Below are 19,480 nucleotides of genomic sequence, written 5' to 3' on the forward strand. Positions count from 1 at the left end.
GTTGCAGATTCGGGAAACCGCGCGTATATGCAGGTGCAACAGCGGCGTGTCGGGCTTCGGTCCGGGGCTCCACCGGAAAGTTCGACGGGCCGCGCGCCCGTTTTTTTGTGCCCGTTCGAAGGGTAGAGCACCAGATGACAAATGACCTGATAGCCAAGGCAGCCATAGACCGGCGACTCGCGGAAATCATTACGCCCGTGATCGAGGATTTGGGGTACGAGCTTGTCCGCATCCGCTTGATGAGCGGCAAGCAGACCACGCTGCAGATCATGGCTGACAAGCCCGATGGTGGCATTGAAGTTGATGATTGCGCCGAGATTTCCAACGCCGTCAGCGCCACGCTGGATGTCGAGGATCCGATCCTTGACGCCTATACGCTGGAAGTGTCCAGCCCGGGCATCGATCGACCCCTGACGCGTCTGAAGGACTTTGAGATGTTCGAAGGGTATGAGGCCAAGATCGAGACTGCTGAACTGATCGACGGTCGTCGGCGGTTTAAAGGGGAACTGGCCGGGATCGAAGGGAATGAGGTTCTGATCAACATCCCCGAAGGGAGTGAGACCATCACCATCGGTCTGCAATTCGACTGGCTGAGCGACGCCAAGCTGGTCCTGACCGATGACCTGATCAAGGAAATGCTGCGCCAGCGCAAGGATGCGGGTGCCCTGAACGAAAACGCTTTCGACGAGATTGAGACCGAAGGGTCCGAAGAGGAGACGAACTGATGGCAATCACCTCAGCCAACCAGCTGGAGCTGCTGCAGACCGCCGAGGCCGTGGCCCGCGAAAAGATGATCGACCCCGGTCTGGTTGTCGAAGCGATGGAGGAATCGCTCGCCCGCGCCGCCAAGAGCCGTTACGGCGCGGAAATGGACATTCGTGTCTCCATCGACCGCAAGACTGGCAAGGCGACCTTTACCCGCGTCCGTACAGTAGTCGAGGATGAGGAGCTTGAGAACTATCAGGCTGAGATGACCGTCGAACAAGCGCGCCAGTACATGGAGTCGCCCGAGGTTGGTGACGTTTTCGTCGAAGAAGTGCCGCCGGTTGAAATGGGCCGTATTGCTGCTCAGTCGGCCAAGCAGGTGATTCTGCAGAAGGTTCGCGAAGCGGAACGTGACCGCCAGTACGAAGAATTCAAAGACCGCGCAGGTACCATCATCAACGGTGCGGTCAAACGCGAAGAGTTCGGCAATGTCATCGTCGATCTGGGCGGTGCTGAGGCCGTTCTGCGCCGCAACGACAAGATCGGTCGCGAAAGCTATCGCCCGAATGATCGTGTGCGGGCGTATATCAAGGAAGTCCGTCGCGAGGTTCGTGGCCACCAGATCTTCCTGTCGCGCACCGCGCCGGAATTCATGGCCGAGCTGTTCAAGATGGAAGTGCCGGAAATCTATGATGGCATCATCGAGGTCAAGGCTGTGGCACGTGACCCCGGTTCGCGCGCCAAGATTGCCGTGATCTCTTATGACGGCTCAATTGATCCCGTCGGTGCCTGCGTTGGTATGCGCGGCAGCCGCGTGCAGGCCGTTGTGAACGAGCTGCAAGGCGAAAAAATCGACATCATCCCGTGGAACGAAGATCAGCCGACCTTCCTTGTGAATGCGTTGCAGCCTGCCGAAGTTTCCAAGGTGGTTCTGGACGAAGAAGCCGGCAAGATCGAAGTTGTGGTACCTGAGGAGCAGCTGAGCCTTGCCATCGGTCGCCGCGGTCAGAACGTGCGTCTGGCCAGCCAGTTGACCGGCCTGGACATTGACATCATGACCGAAGCCGAAGAATCGGCACGTCGTCAGAAGGAATTCGAGGCGCGCACCAAGCTGTTTATGGATAGCCTGGACCTGGACGAATTCTTTGCGCAGCTACTGGTTTCGGAAGGCTTCACCAACCTCGAAGAGGTGGCCTATGTCGAGATCGATGAGTTGCTGGTCATCGACGGTGTCGACGAAGGGACCGCGCAAGAACTTCAGACCCGTGCGCGCGAGTTTCTGGAAGCACAGGCCAAGGCGGCGCTGGACAGTGCGCGGGCGCTGGGCGCCGAGGATAGCCTTATTGAATTCGAAGGCCTCACACCCCAGATGGTAGAAGCGCTGGCCAAAGACGACGTGAAGACGTTGGAAGATTTCGCAACCTGCGCCGACTGGGAACTGGCTGGCGGCTGGACGACCGTCGACGGTGAGCGGGTCAAAGATGACGGCGTGCTTGAACCTTTCGGTGTTTCTTTGGAAGAAGCGCAGGATTTGGTCATGACCGCTCGCATCATGCTAGGCTGGGTTGACCCGGCCGAGTTGGCGCAGACCGAAGAAGATGGCGAGTCTGTAGATGAGGAGGCCGAGGCCTGATCTCAGGTCTCGGGGTAGGCGCATGGGTCGCGGTGGCGTCCATAAAGATCGGTCCGAAGGACCTGAGCGTAAGTGCATCGCCACGGGCGAGGTGCAACCCAAATACGGGTTGATCCGCTTTGTGACTGGGCCGGACGGTCAGGTCTATCCGGATGTCGCGGCGAAATTGCCGGGGCGCGGGGTCTATGTGTCGGCAGATAGAACGGCCTTGGACAAGGCGGTGGGCAAAAAACTGTTCGCGCGCGGGTTCAAGTCTCAGGTAAATGTGCCTCAGGACTTGGTGGACGAGGTCGAAAAGCAGGTCTCACGCCGTGTGATCGAGTTGTTGAGCCTGGCACGCAAGTCCGGCGATGCGGTCGCCGGGTACGAAAAAGTCAAGACGTGGCTGGACCGGGAAGAGGCTCAGGTACTGATTCAGGCCGCTGATGGATCGGGGCGCGGAAAGTCGAAACTCAGCACGCCGCACTTCGGAAAATACATCGGCTGGCTGACGGCGGACGAGTTAGGGCAGGCTTTTGGGCGCCAAACGGTGATTCATGCGGCCTTGGCCTCTGGTGGACTCGCCAAACGTGTTGTAGAGGAAGCGCAGCGCCTGCGTGGCTTGCGCGAAACGGATGACGGCGGCAGGGGCCGCGCGGAAGGGTAAGAAGCTTTATGAGCGATAATGACGGCAAAAAGACATTGGGTCTTCGTGGCGGGGCACGCCCCGGAAATGTGAAACAGAGTTTCAGCCACGGACGCACTAAGAATGTCGTGGTGGAAACCAAACGCAAACGCGTGGTGGTCCCCAAGCCGGGTGCTGGAAAGCCAGGCGGCGGAGCTGCGCCCTCGGGCGATCCTTCGCGCCGCCCTGCCGGGATTTCCGACGCAGAGATGGCCCGTCGGATGAAAGCGTTGCAGGCCGCCAAAGCGCGCGAGGCTGAAGAAGCCGCCGAGCGTGAAGCGGCAGAGAAAGCGCGTGAAGAAGAACGCGCCCGGCGGCGTGCAGAGCAAGAAGCCAAAGAACGCGAACAGCGTGAGGCCGAAGAACGCGCACGCCAAAAGGCGGAAGATGAAGAGCGCAAGCGCAAGGAAGCGGAAGAAGCTGCCCAACGCGCTGCTGCTGCCCCGGCTCCGGAAGAGCCCAAGGCCGCACGCGCCCCGGCCAGCAAACCCGCGCCTGCTGCGGCTCCGCGCAAACAGGACCGCGAACGCGAACAGCGTGGCCGCGGCAAAGGGCGCGATGACAACCGTCGCTCCGGTAAGCTGACACTCGGTCAGGCCACTGGTGGCGAAGGCAATCGCCAGCGTTCGATGGCGTCAATGAAGCGCAAGCAGGAGCGTGCGCGCCAGAAAGCCATGGGCGGTCCGGTTGAGCGGGAAAAGGTGATCCGCGACGTTCAGTTGCCTGAGGCGATCATGGTCTCGGAACTGGCCAACCGCATGGCCGAGCGTGTGGCAGACGTGGTCAAGTCGCTGATGCAGATGGGTATGATGGTCACGCAGAACCAGACCATCGACGCCGATACCGCCGAACTGATCATCGAGGAATTCGGTCACAAGGTGACGCGCGTTTCCGATTCGGATGTCGAAGATGTCATCAAAGAGATCGAAGACGACGAAAAAGATCTGCAGCCGCGTCCGCCGGTCATTACCATCATGGGTCACGTCGACCACGGTAAGACCTCGTTGTTGGACGCGATCCGCGATGCACGTGTTGTGGCGGGTGAGGCCGGAGGTATTACCCAGCATATCGGTGCCTACCAGGTGAAAACCGATGGCGGTACGACGCTGACTTTCCTCGATACCCCGGGCCACGCGGCCTTTACGTCGATGCGGTCGCGCGGGGCTCAGGTCACGGATATCGTGGTTCTGGTTGTGGCGGCTGACGATGCGGTGATGCCGCAGACCATTGAGGCGATCAACCACGCCAAGGCGGCCGAAGTGCCGATGATCGTGGCGATCAACAAGGTCGACAAACCCGATGCCAACCCGGACAAGGTGCGCACCGATCTGCTCCAGCACGAAGTGATCGTGGAGAAAATGTCGGGTGAGGTTCAGGACGTCGAAGTATCTGCCATAACCGGTCAGGGTCTGGATGAGCTGTTGGAAGCCATCGCATTGCAGGCCGAGATTCTGGAACTCAAAGCCAATCCGAATCGCGCCGCCCAAGGTGCCGTGATCGAGGCGCAGTTGGATGTGGGCCGTGGTCCCGTGGCCACCGTTCTGGTTCAGAACGGCACGCTGCATCAGGGCGACATCTTCGTTGTGGGTGAGCAATACGGTAAGGTTCGTGCGCTGATCAACGACAAGGGTGAACGCGTCAACGAAGCTGGCCCCTCGGTTCCGGTCGAGGTTCTGGGTCTGAACGGTACGCCCGAAGCGGGTGACGTTCTGAACGTCACCGAAACCGAGGCACAGGCCCGTGAAATCGCCGCCTACCGTGAACAGGCCGCCAAGGACAAGCGCGCCGCCGCCGGTGCCGCGACCACCCTTGAGCAGCTGATGCAGAAGGCCAAGGAAGACGAAAACGTCACCGAGCTGCCGATTCTGATGAAAGCGGACGTACAAGGTTCGGCCGAAGCCATCGTTCAGGCGATGGAAAAGATCGGTAACGACGAAGTGCGTGTACGTGTCCTGCACTCGGGTGTTGGTGCGATCACTGAAACGGATGTCGGCCTGGCCGAAGCGTCTGGCGCGCCGATCTTCGGGTTCAACGTCCGTGCCAACGCATCGGCGCGGAACACCGCGAACCAGAAGGGCGTGGAAATCCGGTATTACTCGGTGATCTATGACCTCGTGGATGACGTGAAAGCAGCCGCTTCTGGCCTGCTGAGCGCCGAGATCCGCGAAAAGTTCATCGGCTATGCCGAGATTCGCGAAGTCTTCAAAGTTACCGGTGTCGGCAAGGTTGCAGGCTGTCTGGTGACGGAAGGTGTTGCCCGCCGCTCGGCTGGCGTCCGCCTGCTGCGCGACAACGTGGTGATCCACGAAGGCACGCTGAAGACGCTCAAGCGCTTCAAGGACGAAGTGACCGAGGTTCAGTCAGGTCAGGAATGCGGAATGGCATTCGAGAATTATGACGATATCCGCGCAGGCGACGTGATCGAAATTTTCGAGCGCGAAGAAGTTACCCGTACGCTCGACTGATCCGAATTTACCAAGAAACAGAAAACAGCGGCTCAATCGAGCCGCTGTTTTTCTTTCGGCCTAGTGTCCGGCGGGCAAAAACGTTCCCGGATGCATGATGATATCAAAATGCTGCATCCCTTTTTTCAGATCGAAACTGACCGAATGGCCACCCTTCCGTAACAGTTCGGCATAGTCACGACTTTGGCGGATGAATTCAGGCGTGTCCCGTTCGGCCACTGTTACGTGATAGCGCGGACCGGGGGCGGGCAGGTGCAGGATGGGGGACAGGTCATGCACCTCGACCGGGGTCAGTTGTAGCGGGTCGTTGATCGGGGTCAGGCTGATCGGCTCAAGATCATAAACACCGCTGATCAGAATCACATCGCGCACGCGCAAACCGGCCCGGGCGAGCGCATCGGCAGAGGTTGCCATGACCATAGTCGCCAATTGCGCACCGGCACTGTGCCCCGACAGGGTGATTCTGGATGGGTCAAAACCCAAGACGCCCGCGTGTGAGGCCAGCCAAAGAAGCGCATCGCGACACTCGGCAATCATCTGATCCAGCCGTGCATCCGGGGCGAGCGTGTAATTCAAAGTGGCAAAAGACTGTTCGGCTTCGATCAGCGCCGGGGCCATCATGGCCGATTCACGCTGGCTGAGCGCCTGCCAATAGCCGCCGTGAATAAAGACATGCAGCGGCGCGCCAGTGCCTTTGGCGGGAAAGAGATCCAGAACCTGCGTTGGGGTATCGCCATAGGCCAAGTTCTCTTTCACCTCCATCTGCGCGCGATGTCGGGCGCTGAGTGCGGCGTAACTGTCCAGATATGGCGTTAGGTCCCCACCGATCATCGAACGGGGTGAATATTCCTGATCCAGTTCTTCCTGAGAGAACCCGCGGTACAGCATTGCTTACTCCTGCTTGGTGTACATCAGTTCGGTGCGCATGTCGTAGAGATCATGGAAAAAGCGCAAATCCAAGGCCTTACGCAGGAACGAAACGCCGCTGGACCCGCCCGTGCCGGGTTGGTTGCCGATCACGCGCTCGACCGCTGTCACGTGATCGAACCGCCATCGTTGGAATAGGGATTCCACATCCATCAGTTTTTCGGCAAGCGCATACAGGTCCCAATACTGCTTCGTATCGCGGAACACCTGCACCCATATTTTCACGACGCGCGGATCGCCGGAATAGGGTTGCGCATAATCGCGTTCCAGAACGTCCCTGGGTACGTCAAACCCTTGGCGGGCCAACATGAACAGCACCTCGTCGTAAAGCGACGGTTTGGTCAAGGCGTCGTTCAGCATCCCCATAACCTCGGCATCATGCTTGTGAACTTTCAGGGTCGAGGGGTCCTTATTGCCCAGAATGAATTCGATCTGACGATAGCCATAGCTTTGAAAACCGGATGAATTCCCCAGGGCGTGCCGAAAAGTCATGTAGTCTGCGGGCGTCATGGTCAGGAGCGTTTCCCAAGCCGCGATCAACTGCCGCTGGATCGCTTTGACCCGGTCAAGGTTCTTCATCGCGGGGCCAAAATCGTCCTGTTGCAGGAACCTTCGCACCTCGACCAATTGATGATGCATCAGCTTCAACCAGAGCTCGCTGACCTGGTGGATGATGATGAACAGCATCTCATCCGGCTGTGCGGGGTCCTGAAAGGTTTTTTGAAGGTTCAGCAGCGTCTTGAGTTGCAGGAAATCGCCGTAACTCTTGCGATGGGTTTTCGCGAAATCAGTGACCAGAGTATCTTCGATCCCGCGTTCAAGATAGCGGTCATCCTTGTCGCTCATGTGGCCCTCCAAAACGTCTGTGTCACCCTTGTTTAGGGTCTGAGTCTGCACAGCGCCAGAGGCTTAGGTCCAGTCCAAAACCACCTTGCCCGACCGGCCCGATTTCATCGCGGCAAAACCTTCGGCAAAATCATCGACCTTCATCTGGTGGGTAATGACCCTGCTGACGTCCAGACCATTTTGCAACATGGCAATCATCTTGTACCAAGTCTCAAACATTTCACGGCCATAGACGCCCTTGATCGTAATGGCCTTGAACACGATGCGGGACCAGTCCACCGGCGATTTTCCTGGCGGTATTCCCAGCAGAGCAATCCTGCCGCCCATAACCAAAGCCTCTACCATCTGGTCCAGCGCGACCTGTGCGCCCGACATCTCAAGCCCGACATCGAAGCCTTGTTTCATACCCAGTTCGGCGATGACGTCCTTCAGGTCTTCTTTGGACACGTCCACGGTGCGCACCGTGGGCACCACGTGTTCAGCCAGTTCCAGGCGATCGGGGTTGATATCGGTGATCACCACATGCCGGGCACCGGCGTGGCGCGCAACGGCGGCGGCCATAATACCGATAGGGCCTGCGCCGGTGATCAGGACGTCTTCGCCGAGTAAATCAAAGCTAAGCGCGGTGTGAACAGCATTGCCAAGCGGGTCGAGGATTGCGCCTATTTCATCCGGTATGTCGTCCGGCAAGGGCACAACATTGAAAGCAGGCAGTTTCAGATATTGCGCAAACGCGCCCTGTTCGTTCACCCCAATACCCCGCGTTCCGGGATCAAGGTGAAACTTACCCGAACGGCTCTGGCGGCTGTCTTTACCGATCAGGTGCCCCTCGCCCGAGCACCGCTGACCGATCTCAAGCCCGGTTACGTTGCGCCCTATTTCGACGATCTCACCAGCGAATTCGTGACCGGTGATCATCGGGATGGGCACGGTGGCCGCGGCCCACTCATCCCAATTCCAGATGTGAATGTCGGTTCCGCAAATGCCTGTCTTGTTGATGCGGATCAGAACCTCGTCCGGGCCGATCTCAGGCACCGGAGCCTGTACCATCCAAAGGCCTTCTTCGGGCTTGGTCTTTTCCAAGGCTTTCATCGTGTTGGGTCGCATCAGATCACTCGCAAGTCCTTGCCGACCTTGCCGAACGCGGCAAGTGCCCGGTCCAATTCATCCTTTTTCAGAGCCGCATTCATCTGAGTTCTGATCCGCGCCTGACCCCGTGGAACGACGGGGAAGAAGAAGCCCGAGACATAGACCCCTTCATCAAACAACCTGGCGGCCATCTCTTGCGCCAGTGTCGCCTCACCCAGCATGACCGGAATGATCGGGTGTTCGCCTGGCAGCAGGTCAAAGCCCAGCTTTTCCAGCCCCGCGCGCCAGTACTTGGCATTGCCGAACAATTGGGCGCGCAGCATTTCACCTTCTTCGACCAGTCTGATGGCTTCTATACCCGCGGCAACGATGGCTGGCGGTAGTGAATTCGAAAACAGATAGGGCCGCGCCCGCTGTCGCAGCAGGTCGATCACTGGTTGCGGCCCGGCGATATAGCCGCCGATTGCCCCCCCAAGCGCCTTGCCCAAGGTTCCTGTCAGAATGTCTACCTTGACCCCGAAGTGATCCGGCGTGCCAGCGCCGTTTGGTCCCATGAAGCCGGTGGCGTGGCAGTCGTCAACCATGACGATGGCGCCGTATGTGTCGGCCAGTTCCCGGATCTTAGGCAGGTTGGCCAGATAGCCGTCCATCGAAAACACACCATCGGTGGCGATCATGATATGCCGCGCCCCGTCTTCGCGCGCCTGTTTCAACGACGCTTCAAGATCATTCATGTCGTTGTTCTGGTAACGATAGCGTTTGGCCTTGCACAACCGCACCCCGTCTATGATGGAGGCATGATTCAGACTGTCCGAGACGATGGCATCTTCAGGCCCTAACAAAGGCTCGAACAACCCACCATTCGCGTCGAAACAAGCGGCAAACAGGATCGCATCGTCCTGTTTCAGGAACTGCGCCAGCTTTTGCTCTAACTCGCGGTGGATGTCCTGCGTGCCGCAGATAAACCTGACCGAAGCCATGCCGAATCCTCTGGGTTCCATCGCGCCCTTCGCGGCGTCGATAAGGGCAGGGTGATCAGCCAGACCAAGGTAGTTATTGGCGCACAGGTTGATCACATTTTTCCCACCCACCGTAATTTCACCGCTTTGCGGCGAAGTGATCATCCGCTCGCGTTTATAAAGCCCCTCGGAATCGATCTGTGCGAGTGTGTCCGTGATGTGGGACAGGAATGCGTCTGCCATGGCGGTCTCCGTCTATGTGAGTCGCATGTCTAACATAACGGATTAAATTCCCAAATGGGGGAATTCAGTATAAGGGAAAAAAATCCACTAAAACGGAATGTGGCGGCTGTCAGGCGTTTTTTACAATCAGGAACACGCGGGCTGGCCCTTCGGCGACAATCGAATGCGTCACATCCGCAGAATACCGCGCCGTATCGCCCCTTTGCAGGTCGCGGGACGCGCTGCCAGAGGACACACGAACCGAACCCTCAAGAACTGTTAGTTGTTCCCGCGCGCCGCGGGCATGAGGTTGGCTTAACAAGGCACCATCCGCGTCAAACTGGATATCGTAAACCTCATGCCCACCGGCCTCTTCTGGTGGAGAGAGGATACGTATTCGGCAATTTCGCCCCATGTTGTCGATGCTGGGCACTTCGGCGTTGCGCAGCACTTCAACCTGATCGGTGGTGTTGGCCTCGTCCAGTAGGCCCGCGAAATCCACCTGCAAGGCACGAGTCAGGTTCCACAGGGTCGAAATGGTCGGGCTGCTTTCGCCGCGTTCGATTTGGCTGACCATCGAGCGGGACACCCCGCTCAGGTTTGCTACGGCCTCAAGCGACAGGCCTTTTGACCGGCGTGCCTCTTTCAGGCGGGCAGGAAGGCGTGTCAGGATATCGTCGGTATTGTCCGTCATGACGGAATTTCTTGCGTCTTAAGCGGGTGAATGTCAATTCTGTGTGTTACGACACGTTTTGCGCGACAGCCCAATGCTGCAAGTGCATAATCCCGCCGAATCGACAAGGAGTGATCCATGAAAGACATCGTAATTCTAGATGGTGCCCGCACCGCGATTGGAACCTTTGGCGGGGCGTTGTCCTCGACCGCTCCCATCGACCTGGCGACGGTTGCGACCGAAGCTGCGCTGGAACGTTCGGGCGTCGAAGGCGCCCAGATCGGACACGTCGTGTTCGGACATGTGATCAACACCGAACCGCGCGATATGTATTTGTCACGCGTTGCTGCAATCCAGGCGGGTATTCCCAACGGCACCCCGGCGATGAACGTGAACCGGCTGTGTGGGTCAGGCGCACAGGCGATTGTCTCGGCGACACAGGCCCTGATGCTTGGGGACGCCGAATTCGCCGTTGCCGGTGGTGCGGAAAGCATGTCGCGCAGCCCGTATGTCATGCCACAGGCACGATGGGGGGCGAAGATGGGCGATGTCACCTCGCTCGACATGATGCTGGGCGCGCTGAGCTGTCCGTTTGGCACGGGTCATATGGGTGTTACGGCTGAAAACGTTGCGGACGAACATCAAATCAACCGCGAGCAGATGGATGAGTTCGCCCTAACCAGCCAAACCCGCGCGGCAGCGGCAATCGACGCCGGATATTTTGACAGCCAGATCACACCTGTTCAGGTCAAGGTCAAACGCGACATGGTCGACTTCAAGGTCGATGAACACCCCAAGGCTACGACGGTCGAAGCGCTTGCCGGCTTGCGTCCGGTCTTTAAAAAAGACGGCCGCGTCACTGCGGGGAACGCGTCGGGCATCAACGACGGTGCTGCCGCGATGGTTCTTGCAACTGCGGAAGCCGCCGAAAAGGCAGGACTGAAACCCAAAGCGCGTATTCTGGGATATGCACATGCTGGCGTGCGCCCCGAAGTGATGGGCATCGGCCCGGTTCCGGCCGTGCGGAACCTGATGGACAGAACTGGATTGTCGGTAAGCGATTTTGATGTGATTGAAAGTAACGAAGCTTTTGCAGCGCAAGCACTGGCTGTGAATCAGGAGCTTGGGCTGGATGCAACCAAGGTGAACCCCAATGGTGGTGCGATTGCCTTGGGTCACCCGGTCGGCGCAACTGGGGCGATCATCACGCTGAAGGCCCTTTACGAACTGGAGCGTACAGGTGGATCCAAGGGCTTGGTGACCATGTGTATCGGTGGCGGTCAGGGCATTGCCATCGCGATTGAGCGGCTCTGATCAGATACAGATCAAGGGGGCCGCTTGGCCCCCTTTTTCGCGCAACGATTGCGCTGCGCCCAAAGTCACTGCAAGCTTGGCTGATCTTAGCTGAGTGCGTTCAGCAACAGGACCAGTGCTGCACCCGCAGCAGCCCCGACAGCGGCTGGCAATACGGTGGACCAGAAGGCCGACTTCTGGGGTTGATCGTTTTGCGTCTGCGCGATCAGGGCGTTTTCGACCAGACCGGGCAGGCGCGGGCCGAACCGGGCAAGAACCCTTGCGGTTTTACCCAAGTCCTTCAGTGCCGCGCGGGGGCCGATGGATTGCTTGATGTAATCCTCGACCACCGGACGGGCGACCTCCCAGATGTTCATGCGTGGATCCAATGAACGCGCGACACCTTCGACAACAACCATGGTGCGTTGCAGCAGGATCAACTCGGTCCGGGTTTCCATGCCAAAGCGCTCGGTCACCTCGAACAGGTAATTCAGCAGGCGTCCCATCGAGATATGAGAGGCATCCATGCCAAAGATCGGCTCGCCCACCGCGCGCAGGGCACGGGCAAATTCGTCGACATCCTGATTTGCGGGGACGTATCCGGCCTCAAAATGCACCTCGGCCACACGCTTGTAGTCGCGGCGGATGAATCCAAACAATATCTCGGCATAGACCCGACGCGTGTATTCGTCGATATGACCCATGATGCCATAGTCATACGCGATGATGTCACCGTTCGCGGCGACCTTCAGATTGCCCTGATGCATGTCAGCATGGAAAAAGCCATCACGCAGCGCGTGCAGCAGGAACAGACGCAGCACGCGCTCAGCCAGATCGCGGCGATTGTGACCCGCGGCGTCCAGCGCGGCGTTGTCACCCAGCGGAATTCCGTCCGCCCAACTCAGCGTCATGACCCGTCGCGCCGAAAGCGACCACACGATCGGAGGCAGCCAGAACCCGGCATCATCTTTGGTGTTCGCGGCATATTCCGACGCGGCAGCGCTTTCAAGGCGCAGGTCAAGCTCGCCACGCACCACGCCATCAAAATGCTCGATCACATCCATGGGGCGCAAACGGCGCGCACCGGGCGCAAAAAGCTCGATGATCCGAGCGGCGAGGTAGTAGGCGTCGACATCTTTTTTAAAGGCGCGTTCGATCCCGGGGCGCAGCACTTTGACGGCGACATATTCCCCGGTGCTGACCAGCCGCGCCTTATGGACCTGCGCAATTGAGGCCGCCGCGATTGGGTCGCTGAATTCTTCAAAGACATTTTCGACGGGCTGGCCAAGTTCCTTCTGCACCTCGGCCATGGCCTCAGCGCGCGAAAAGGGCGGTAACTTGTCCTGCAAAACGCGCAATTGCGCTGCCAGTTCCGCACCAACTACGTCGGGGCGGGTCGAAAGAATCTGGCCGAATTTGATGTATGCCGGGCCAAGTGCGGTCAGCGCCCGCGTGGCGGGCGGCATTTTCGGATCGCCTTTGTAGCCCAGAAATTGAAAGGGTTTGCCCAGTGCATGCGCCACAATGCGCAAGGCGCGCGGGGCTTCGAAAGCATCCAGAACCACATTCATCGCGCCTGTGCGTTCTAACGTGGCGCCTGTCCGGATCAGGCGGATAATGTTGTGGGGTCCGCGCATGCGTCAGATCTTCCAGCCGGAATGCAGCGCGGCGATACCCATGCTGAGGTTGCGGTACTTGGCGTTTTCGAAACCAGCGGTGCGGACCATATCCAGAAACGCCTCTTGATCCGGGAACTTGCGGATCGACTCAACAAGATATTGATAACTGTCGTAGTCGTTGGCGATCAGCTTGCCCATCCGGGGGATGACGTTGAAACTGTAAAGATCATAGAGCTTTTGCAGCCCGTCATTCGGCAACTGGCTGAACTCCAGCACCATCAGGCGACCACCGGGTTTAAGAACACGGAACGCTTCGTTCAGTGCCTCTTGCGGGCGGGTTACATTCCGAATGCCGAAAGAGATCGTGTAGATGTCAAAGCTGTTGTCATCAAACGGCAACGCCATGGCATCGCCAACCACCCAGTTCAGGCTGTCGGCCATCTGATCCGCCTCGGCGCGCTGTCGGCCTTCGACCAGCATCGGTTCGGTCAGGTCCAGCACGGTTGCATGGCCATAGCCCGCGCGTTTCAGAAAACGGAACGAGATGTCGCCCGTACCGCCCGCCACGTCCAACAGACGCTGACCGGGGCGCGGGGCCAACCAATCCATCATCGCGTCCTTCCAGACGCGATGGATGCCCATCGACATGACATCATTCATCACGTCGTATTTCGAGGCGACCGAGTTGAAAACGCCCTGAACGCGCCCGGCTTTTTCAGCCTCGCGCACGGTTTCGAACCCGAAATGAGTGGTCTTGTCGCTGTTGTCGGACATTTGCCTTGCCGTTTGTCGAATTTCGCCTCTGTTATAGGGCCATACGAACCGGGCACAATGCGGCCCTTTGGATTAGGAGCCATCTAATGCCCGAATTGCCCGAGGTCGAGACAGTAAGACGCGGCCTGAGCCCTGCAATGGAGGGTGTGGTGATCGAACGCGCGGATGTGAATCGCCCCGACCTGCGCTGGCCTTTCCCGGACCGGATGGCCGAGCGGCTGACCGGGCAGCGCGTGGACCGCTTGCGGCGGCGGTCCAAGTACATTCTCGCGGATCTCAACAGCGGTGAAACCTTGCTGATTCATCTGGGCATGTCTGGAAGAATGACGGTATCGGGCGACCCGCTTGGGCAGTTTGCCTTGAAACATCCGATGGCGCAAAAGCATGATCACGTCGTGTTTCACATGGCCAATGGCGCCCGCGTGACCTTCAATGATCCGCGCAGGTTCGGAGCGATGGACCTACTGCCGACAGTCACCGCCGATGAACACAAGCTGCTGTCAGTTCTGGGGCCGGAACCCTTGGGCAATGATTTTCACGAACAACACCTGATCGAGTCGTTCAAGGGAAAGAACACTCCGGTCAAATCTGCGCTGCTGGATCAGGGAATCGTTGCCGGATTAGGCAATATCTACGTTTGCGAGGCGCTTTATCGCGCCGGTGTGTCGCCACGTCGCAAAGCTGGTCAGATTTCTGCAGCCCGCGTGGCATCGCTGGTTCCGATCATCCGTCAGGTCTTGCAGGACGCCATCGAGGCGGGGGGCTCATCCCTGCGTGATTTCCGTCAAGCTGATGGAGAGCTTGGATATTTTCAACACCGCTTTGACGTCTACGGGCGCGAAGGCCAGCCGTGCCGAACCGACGGTTGCGGTGCGGTTATCAGAAGAATCACCCAGTCCGGTCGCTCATCCTTCTATTGCGCGCAATGCCAAAGATAGCTTGATCCAGCGAAATCGCGTGATAAGGAATTGTATCTGAACAGAACAACCGGAAGCTTACATCTCATGGCTTTTGAGACGATCATCGTCGAAATCGAAGACCACGTCGCCCTTATCAAGCTCAACCGTCCGGACGCGTTGAATGCGCTGAACACCCAGCTATTGGCTGAGTTGTGCGATGCGCTTGAAGATGCCGACAAGAACGACAAGGTGCGCTGCATCGTAATTACCGGCTCGGAAAAGGCATTTGCCGCCGGTGCGGACATCAAGGAGATGTCCGAGATGAGCTTTGTTGATGTTTTCAACATCAATTTGTTTGCTGACGCCAATGACCGTGTGTCAGCGATCCGAAAGCCGATTATTGCAGCCGTGGCGGGGTATGCCCTGGGTGGCGGGTGTGAGCTGGCCATGCTGTGTGACTTTATCATTGCGGCCGATACGGCCAAGTTCGGACAGCCCGAGATCAATCTGGGCGTTATCGCCGGGCTGGGCGGATCGCAACGCCTGACGCGCTTTGTCGGCAAATCCAAATCGATGGACATGAACCTGACAGGCCGTTTCATGGATGCAGAAGAAGCCGAACGCGCCGGACTGGTCAGCCGTGTTGTTCCTGCAAAAAAGCTGATGGAAGAGGCTATCGGCGCCGCGCAGAAAATCGCGGAGAAATCACAGCTAAGCACAATGGCCGCGAAAGAGGCTGTGAACCGCAGCTACGAAGTGACGCTAAGCGAAGGTCTGCTGTTTGAACGCCGTGTCTTCCATTCGATGTTCGCCACGGAAGATCAGAAAGAAGGCATGGCCGCGTTCCTAGAAAAACGCGCGGCACAGTTCCGCGACAAGTAAACGCGCAACGAATTAAGAAAGGCGGGCCCGATCCGCCAATTTTTGGTCGCTATGCGCGAATGAAGAATCGGCTTGGCAAAATCTGAAAACTTGGATAATTAGCGCCGCATACATGCGCGTGCGGCCCGCTTGGCCCGACTCACACTCGTGATTCTGATCCGGTGCGGATATTCCGTGGCGCGCAACCCTAGATAACCGTACCGAACGAAGGTCAGAAACACATGGCAAACTCACCTCAGGCCAAAAAGCGCGCTCGTCAGAACGAGAAGCGTTTTGCAATCAACAAAGCGCGCCGGTCGCGCATCCGCACCTACCTGCGCAAGGTCGAAGAAGCGATCGCATCCGGCGACAAAGAGGCCGCAACCGCAGCCCTGCGCGCAGCGCAACCCGAACTGATGCGCGGCGTCACCAAGGGCGTCTTCCACAAGAACACTGCGTCGCGGAAAATGTCGCGCCTGTCGGCCCGCGTCAAAGCGCTCGGCTGATATGTTGAGTTGACCTAGGGTCAACAAAACAAGGCTATACTCCTGTTAAAGGCGTCACTTCACGTGGCGCCTTTTCGCTGCTGTTGCCGGAAAGTCGCGCCTTAATAAAGCCGAGAGATTCGTTCGGCCAAACATCCGAGTCAATATCAGAGTTTCGTTGCCGTACACCGCGACCTGTTGTTACCACTGTTACAGCGACTCACTCGCTTGGGGGGACAGGCTGTTTCATTGATCATACTGACGGGCATCAGGATGGTCGTGAAACAATTGTCGGAAAACGATGAAGATCGTTTTGCCGATCTGCTAATGGTCTTGGGATTTCCAAAGACTTGAGCCCTGTCGACAAAATTGATTGCGAAGCGCACCTCTGTTCAGGGGGCGACCCGGTTTTTTTGGGTGTCTGTGTATCAGGCCTTGCTGAATATGAAGGACAGGCCCGCCAAATCTATGTGGTTTGGTGAACGCTACCCCTTTTGCGAGTGAAAGCAAAAGAACCGGGCAACCGGGATTGAGAAATAAGGCCGACAGGCCAATAAAGAATGGGATGCGTGAGGCGCGTAATGACACAAGAGAAATGGGGACAACTGCGTAGCAAGCTGCTCAAGGCGATCGGAAAAAACAACTATACCACCTGGATCGAACCTCTTGAATTTCAGGAGCTTCAGGATGGCGTTGCGACATTCTCGGTTCCGACGAACTTTATGGGCAATTACGTCAGTCAGAATTTCGCGGACTTGATTCTGTATGAAATGAACACTGCGGGGGAATCGGTTCAGCGCCTCGCATTTCGTGTGGCGGCTAACTCACCGGTGCGACCGTCCAACGAACACGAGGGCGACTCTGCTGACGTCCGGAAAACGCCGCAGAGCCAACCTCTGTCGCAGCAGGCCGAGCCTGCGCAGGATGCGTTGGAATCGCTTCAGGCTGCGCCGCTGGACGCCCGTTTTACCTTTGATAGTTTCGTGGTCGGCAAACCCAACGAACTTGCTCATGCTGCCGCGCGCCGTGTTTCAGAAGGCGGCCCCGTTACATTTAACCCATTGGTTCTTTATGGCGGTGTCGGTCTTGGTAAAACGCACCTGATGCACGCCATCGCGTGGGAATTGAAGAACAAACGCCCAGAGTTGAATGTCCTCTACCTTTCGGCAGAGCAGTTCATGTACCGTTTTGTTCAGGCCCTGCGCGAACGTCGGATGATGGATTTCAAACATCTGTTCCGTTCGGTCGACGTGCTTATGGTAGATGATGTGCAATTCATCGCCGGTAAGGATTCGACCCAGGAAGAGTTTTTTCACACCTTCAATGCGTTGGTGGATCAGAACAAGCAGATCATCATTTCCGCCGACCGCGCCCCGGGTGAGATCAAGGACCTGGAAGAGCGTGTAAAATCGCGCCTGCAATGTGGTCTTGTCGTTGACCTTCACCCTACGGATTACGAACTGCGTCTGGGCATTCTGCAAAACAAGGTGCAGCAATACAGCAGCACCTATCCCGACCTGACCATTGCCGATGGTGTGTTGGAATTCCTTGCGCATCGTATTTCGACCAATGTTCGTGTGCTGGAAGGCGCGCTGACCCGGCTGTTCGCTTTTGCCTCTCTGGTGGGGCGCGAGATCGATATGGAGTTGACGCAGGATTGTCTGGCGGATGTGCTGCGCGCGTCAGAGCGCAAGATCACCGTCGAAGAAATTCAGCGCAAAGTGTCGGACTACTACAACATCCGCCTGTCCGATATTATCGGGCCGAAACGCCTTCGGTCTTATGCGCGCCCGCGACAGGTGGCGATGTATTTGTGCAAGCAGTTGACCAGCCGGTCCCTGCCCGAGATTGGTCGCCGCTTTGGCGGGCGCGATCACACAACCGTCATGCACGGCGTCAAACGCATTGAAGAGCTGAAAGTCACCGATGGCCAGATCGCTGAAGACGTGGAAATGCTGCGTCGCGCGCTGGAAGCCTGAGGTTTTTCTAACCGCTTGAGAAGCGCCCCGGACCCTTGTGCCCGGGGTGTTTTCTTGTGCGCTTTTATCCACGGTTGCCAAGGAACTGTGCCCGCAGGGCAACGCGCCTCTTGACGCTTTGGATGTTCCGACCCAGAAAACCGTAAAAAATCCTTGTGCCTCAGGGCGGAACCGCTAACGTGCCAGTCCCGCCTGTTTCGGCACGCAAGTCAGAGGAATTGAGGGTATGAAGATCAGCATCGAACGCGGCACCCTTCTCAAGGCCGTTTCGCAGGCCCAATCCGTTGTGGAACGTCGCAACACCATTCCGATCCTTGCCAATGTGTTGATCGAAGCCGAAGGCGACCAGGTCCAGTTCCGCGCCACTGATTTGGATATCGAAGTGGTCGACAAGGCCCCGGCGCAGGTTGAAAAGGCCGGTGCGACAACTGTGGCCGCGACAACCCTGCACGAAATTGTGCGCAAACTTCCCGATGGGGCGCTGGTCACCCTGACAGCCGACAGCGCCGCAGGGCGTCTGACGGTTGAGGCGGGGCGATCAAACTTCTCGCTGGCGACGCTGCCGAAAGAAGATTTCCCGGTGATGGCGTCCTCGGAATACCAGTCAAACTTTACCGCACCGGCAGCTTTGCTGCGTCGGCTGTTCGACAAATCGAAATTTGCCATCTCGACCGAAGAGACCCGGTATTATCTGAATGGCGTTTACATGCATGTGGCTGACGGGTCGGATGGTGGTAAAGTGCTGCGATGCGTGGCCACCGATGGTCACCGGCTTGCTCGCATTGACGCGGATCTGCCCGATGGCGCGGCGGGTATGCCCGGTGTGATCGTGCCCCGCAAAACAGTGGGTGAAATGCGCAAGCTGTTGGACGATGATGAAATGGATATCGCCGTTTCGGTCAGCGAAACCAAGGTACGGTTTGCGACGCCCGATATTACCCTGACCTCGAAAGTGATCGACGGTACGTTCCCGGACTATACCCGCGTGATTCCACAGGGGAACACCCGCCAGTTAGAGGTGGATGCCGCCGAATTCGCCCAAGCGGTGGATCGCGTCGCGACCGTTTCGTCCGAGCGGTCTCGTGCCGTAAAGCTGCAATTGGATGCAGATAAACTGGTGTTGTCGGTCAACGCCCCAGACAGCGGCGCGGCCGAGGAAGAGCTGGCAGTAGCTTATGGTGATGAGCGGCTGGAAATCGGGTTTAATGCGAAATACCTGCTTGAAATCGCTTCGCAGGTTGACCGTGAGAACGCGGTGTTCCTGTTCAACTCGGCGGGCGATCCAACACTGATGCGCGAAGGCAATGATCAAAGCGCGGTCTACGTTGTCATGCCGATGCGCGTCTGATCGATCCCCCGGGGTGATCTTTAACGAAGGGGAGGGGTC

At 57.9% G+C, this 19,480-nt stretch carries 17 protein-coding genes; 10 read left to right on the forward strand and 7 right to left on the reverse strand.

Translation table 11 applies throughout. The features are described from left to right. Positions 1-134 precede the first annotated feature (134 nt). The 4 genes from rimP to infB are packed head-to-tail and all read left to right on the forward strand — an operon-like array spanning position 135 to position 5,467. Entirely contained in the window at positions 135-725 is a 591-nt protein-coding gene (gene rimP / locus LCM21_RS19280) for a ribosome maturation factor RimP (protein ID WP_068338578.1), read from the forward strand. After that, positions 725-2,338, forward strand: a complete 1,614-nt coding sequence (gene nusA, locus LCM21_RS19285) for a transcription termination factor NusA (RefSeq protein WP_068338581.1) — start codon at positions 725-727, stop codon at positions 2,336-2,338. Before rimP ends, nusA begins: the two co-directional genes overlap by 1 nt. Positions 2,339-2,360: 22 nt before the next feature. After that, on the forward strand, positions 2,361-2,984 hold the full coding sequence (locus tag LCM21_RS19290) for an RNA-binding protein (protein WP_068338584.1): 624 nt from the start codon (positions 2,361-2,363) through the stop codon (positions 2,982-2,984). A gap of 8 nt (positions 2,985-2,992) precedes the next feature. After that, positions 2,993-5,467 (forward strand): translation initiation factor IF-2, encoded by a 2,475-nt coding sequence (gene infB, locus LCM21_RS19295; RefSeq protein WP_224892044.1) that lies wholly within the window; start codon positions 2,993-2,995, stop codon positions 5,465-5,467. Between the two features lie 60 nt (positions 5,468-5,527). Here the strand turns inward: infB and LCM21_RS19300 are convergent, their stop codons facing one another. From LCM21_RS19300 to LCM21_RS19320, 5 genes are all read right to left on the reverse strand, one after another. Further along, complete coding sequence (locus LCM21_RS19300; protein WP_068338591.1) at positions 5,528-6,355, reverse strand: alpha/beta hydrolase; 828 nt, start codon at positions 6,353-6,355, stop codon at positions 5,528-5,530. Positions 6,356-6,358: 3 nt separating this feature from the next. Beyond that, positions 6,359-7,240 (reverse strand): tryptophan 2,3-dioxygenase, encoded by an 882-nt coding sequence (locus LCM21_RS19305; protein WP_224892045.1) that lies wholly within the window; start codon positions 7,238-7,240, stop codon positions 6,359-6,361. Between the two features lie 63 nt (positions 7,241-7,303). Beyond that, a complete protein-coding gene (gene tdh / locus LCM21_RS19310; protein WP_224892088.1) occupies positions 7,304-8,332 on the reverse strand; it encodes an L-threonine 3-dehydrogenase in 1,029 nt (342 codons plus the stop codon). Positions 8,333-8,346: 14 nt separating this feature from the next. Further along, complete coding sequence (locus tag LCM21_RS19315; RefSeq protein ID WP_224892046.1) at positions 8,347-9,531, reverse strand: glycine C-acetyltransferase; 1,185 nt, start codon at positions 9,529-9,531, stop codon at positions 8,347-8,349. A 109-nt stretch (positions 9,532-9,640) separates the two neighbouring features. Further along, entirely contained in the window at positions 9,641-10,204 is a 564-nt protein-coding gene (locus LCM21_RS19320; protein ID WP_224892047.1) for a helix-turn-helix domain-containing protein, read from the reverse strand. A gap of 117 nt (positions 10,205-10,321) precedes the next feature. Here LCM21_RS19320 and LCM21_RS19325 point away from each other — a divergent pair, with 117 nt between their 5' ends. Next, the gene (locus LCM21_RS19325; protein ID WP_224892048.1) at positions 10,322-11,497 is read left to right on the forward strand and encodes an acetyl-CoA C-acyltransferase family protein; all 1,176 of its coding nucleotides are present in this window, start codon (positions 10,322-10,324) and stop codon (positions 11,495-11,497) included. 86 nt (positions 11,498-11,583) lie between these two features. On the opposite strand, the gene ubiB is transcribed toward LCM21_RS19325, so the two are convergent. Next, on the reverse strand, positions 11,584-13,113 hold the full coding sequence (gene ubiB, locus LCM21_RS19330; protein WP_224892049.1) for a 2-polyprenylphenol 6-hydroxylase: 1,530 nt from the start codon (positions 13,111-13,113) through the stop codon (positions 11,584-11,586). A gap of 3 nt (positions 13,114-13,116) precedes the next feature. After that, complete coding sequence (ubiE, locus tag LCM21_RS19335; RefSeq protein WP_224892050.1) at positions 13,117-13,869, reverse strand: bifunctional demethylmenaquinone methyltransferase/2-methoxy-6-polyprenyl-1,4-benzoquinol methylase UbiE; 753 nt, start codon at positions 13,867-13,869, stop codon at positions 13,117-13,119. An 86-nt stretch (positions 13,870-13,955) separates the two neighbouring features. Here ubiE and mutM point away from each other — a divergent pair, with 86 nt between their 5' ends. The 5 genes from mutM to dnaN all read left to right on the forward strand — a co-directional run bounded on the left by mutM (position 13,956) and on the right by dnaN (position 19,441). Further along, a complete protein-coding gene (mutM, locus tag LCM21_RS19340) occupies positions 13,956-14,807 on the forward strand; it encodes a bifunctional DNA-formamidopyrimidine glycosylase/DNA-(apurinic or apyrimidinic site) lyase (RefSeq protein WP_224892051.1) in 852 nt (283 codons plus the stop codon). A gap of 66 nt (positions 14,808-14,873) precedes the next feature. Beyond that, positions 14,874-15,650, forward strand: a complete 777-nt coding sequence (locus LCM21_RS19345) for an enoyl-CoA hydratase (RefSeq protein WP_224892052.1) — start codon at positions 14,874-14,876, stop codon at positions 15,648-15,650. Positions 15,651-15,871: 221 nt separating this feature from the next. Continuing rightward, complete coding sequence (gene rpsT, locus LCM21_RS19350) at positions 15,872-16,135, forward strand: 30S ribosomal protein S20 (RefSeq protein WP_068338617.1); 264 nt, start codon at positions 15,872-15,874, stop codon at positions 16,133-16,135. Between the two features lie 560 nt (positions 16,136-16,695). Beyond that, positions 16,696-18,093, forward strand: a complete 1,398-nt coding sequence (gene dnaA, locus LCM21_RS19355; RefSeq protein WP_068338620.1) for a chromosomal replication initiator protein DnaA — start codon at positions 16,696-16,698, stop codon at positions 18,091-18,093. A 226-nt stretch (positions 18,094-18,319) separates the two neighbouring features. Continuing rightward, positions 18,320-19,441 carry a DNA polymerase III subunit beta gene (gene dnaN, locus LCM21_RS19360; protein WP_224892053.1) on the forward strand — a complete coding sequence of 374 codons (1,122 nt, stop codon included), beginning with the start codon at positions 18,320-18,322 and terminating at the stop codon, positions 19,439-19,441. Positions 19,442-19,480: the final 39 nt, after the last annotated feature.

The sequence above is a fragment of the Ruegeria profundi genome (assembly GCF_020171505.1).
GTDB classification, from domain to species: Bacteria; Pseudomonadota; Alphaproteobacteria; order Rhodobacterales; family Rhodobacteraceae; genus Ruegeria; species Ruegeria profundi.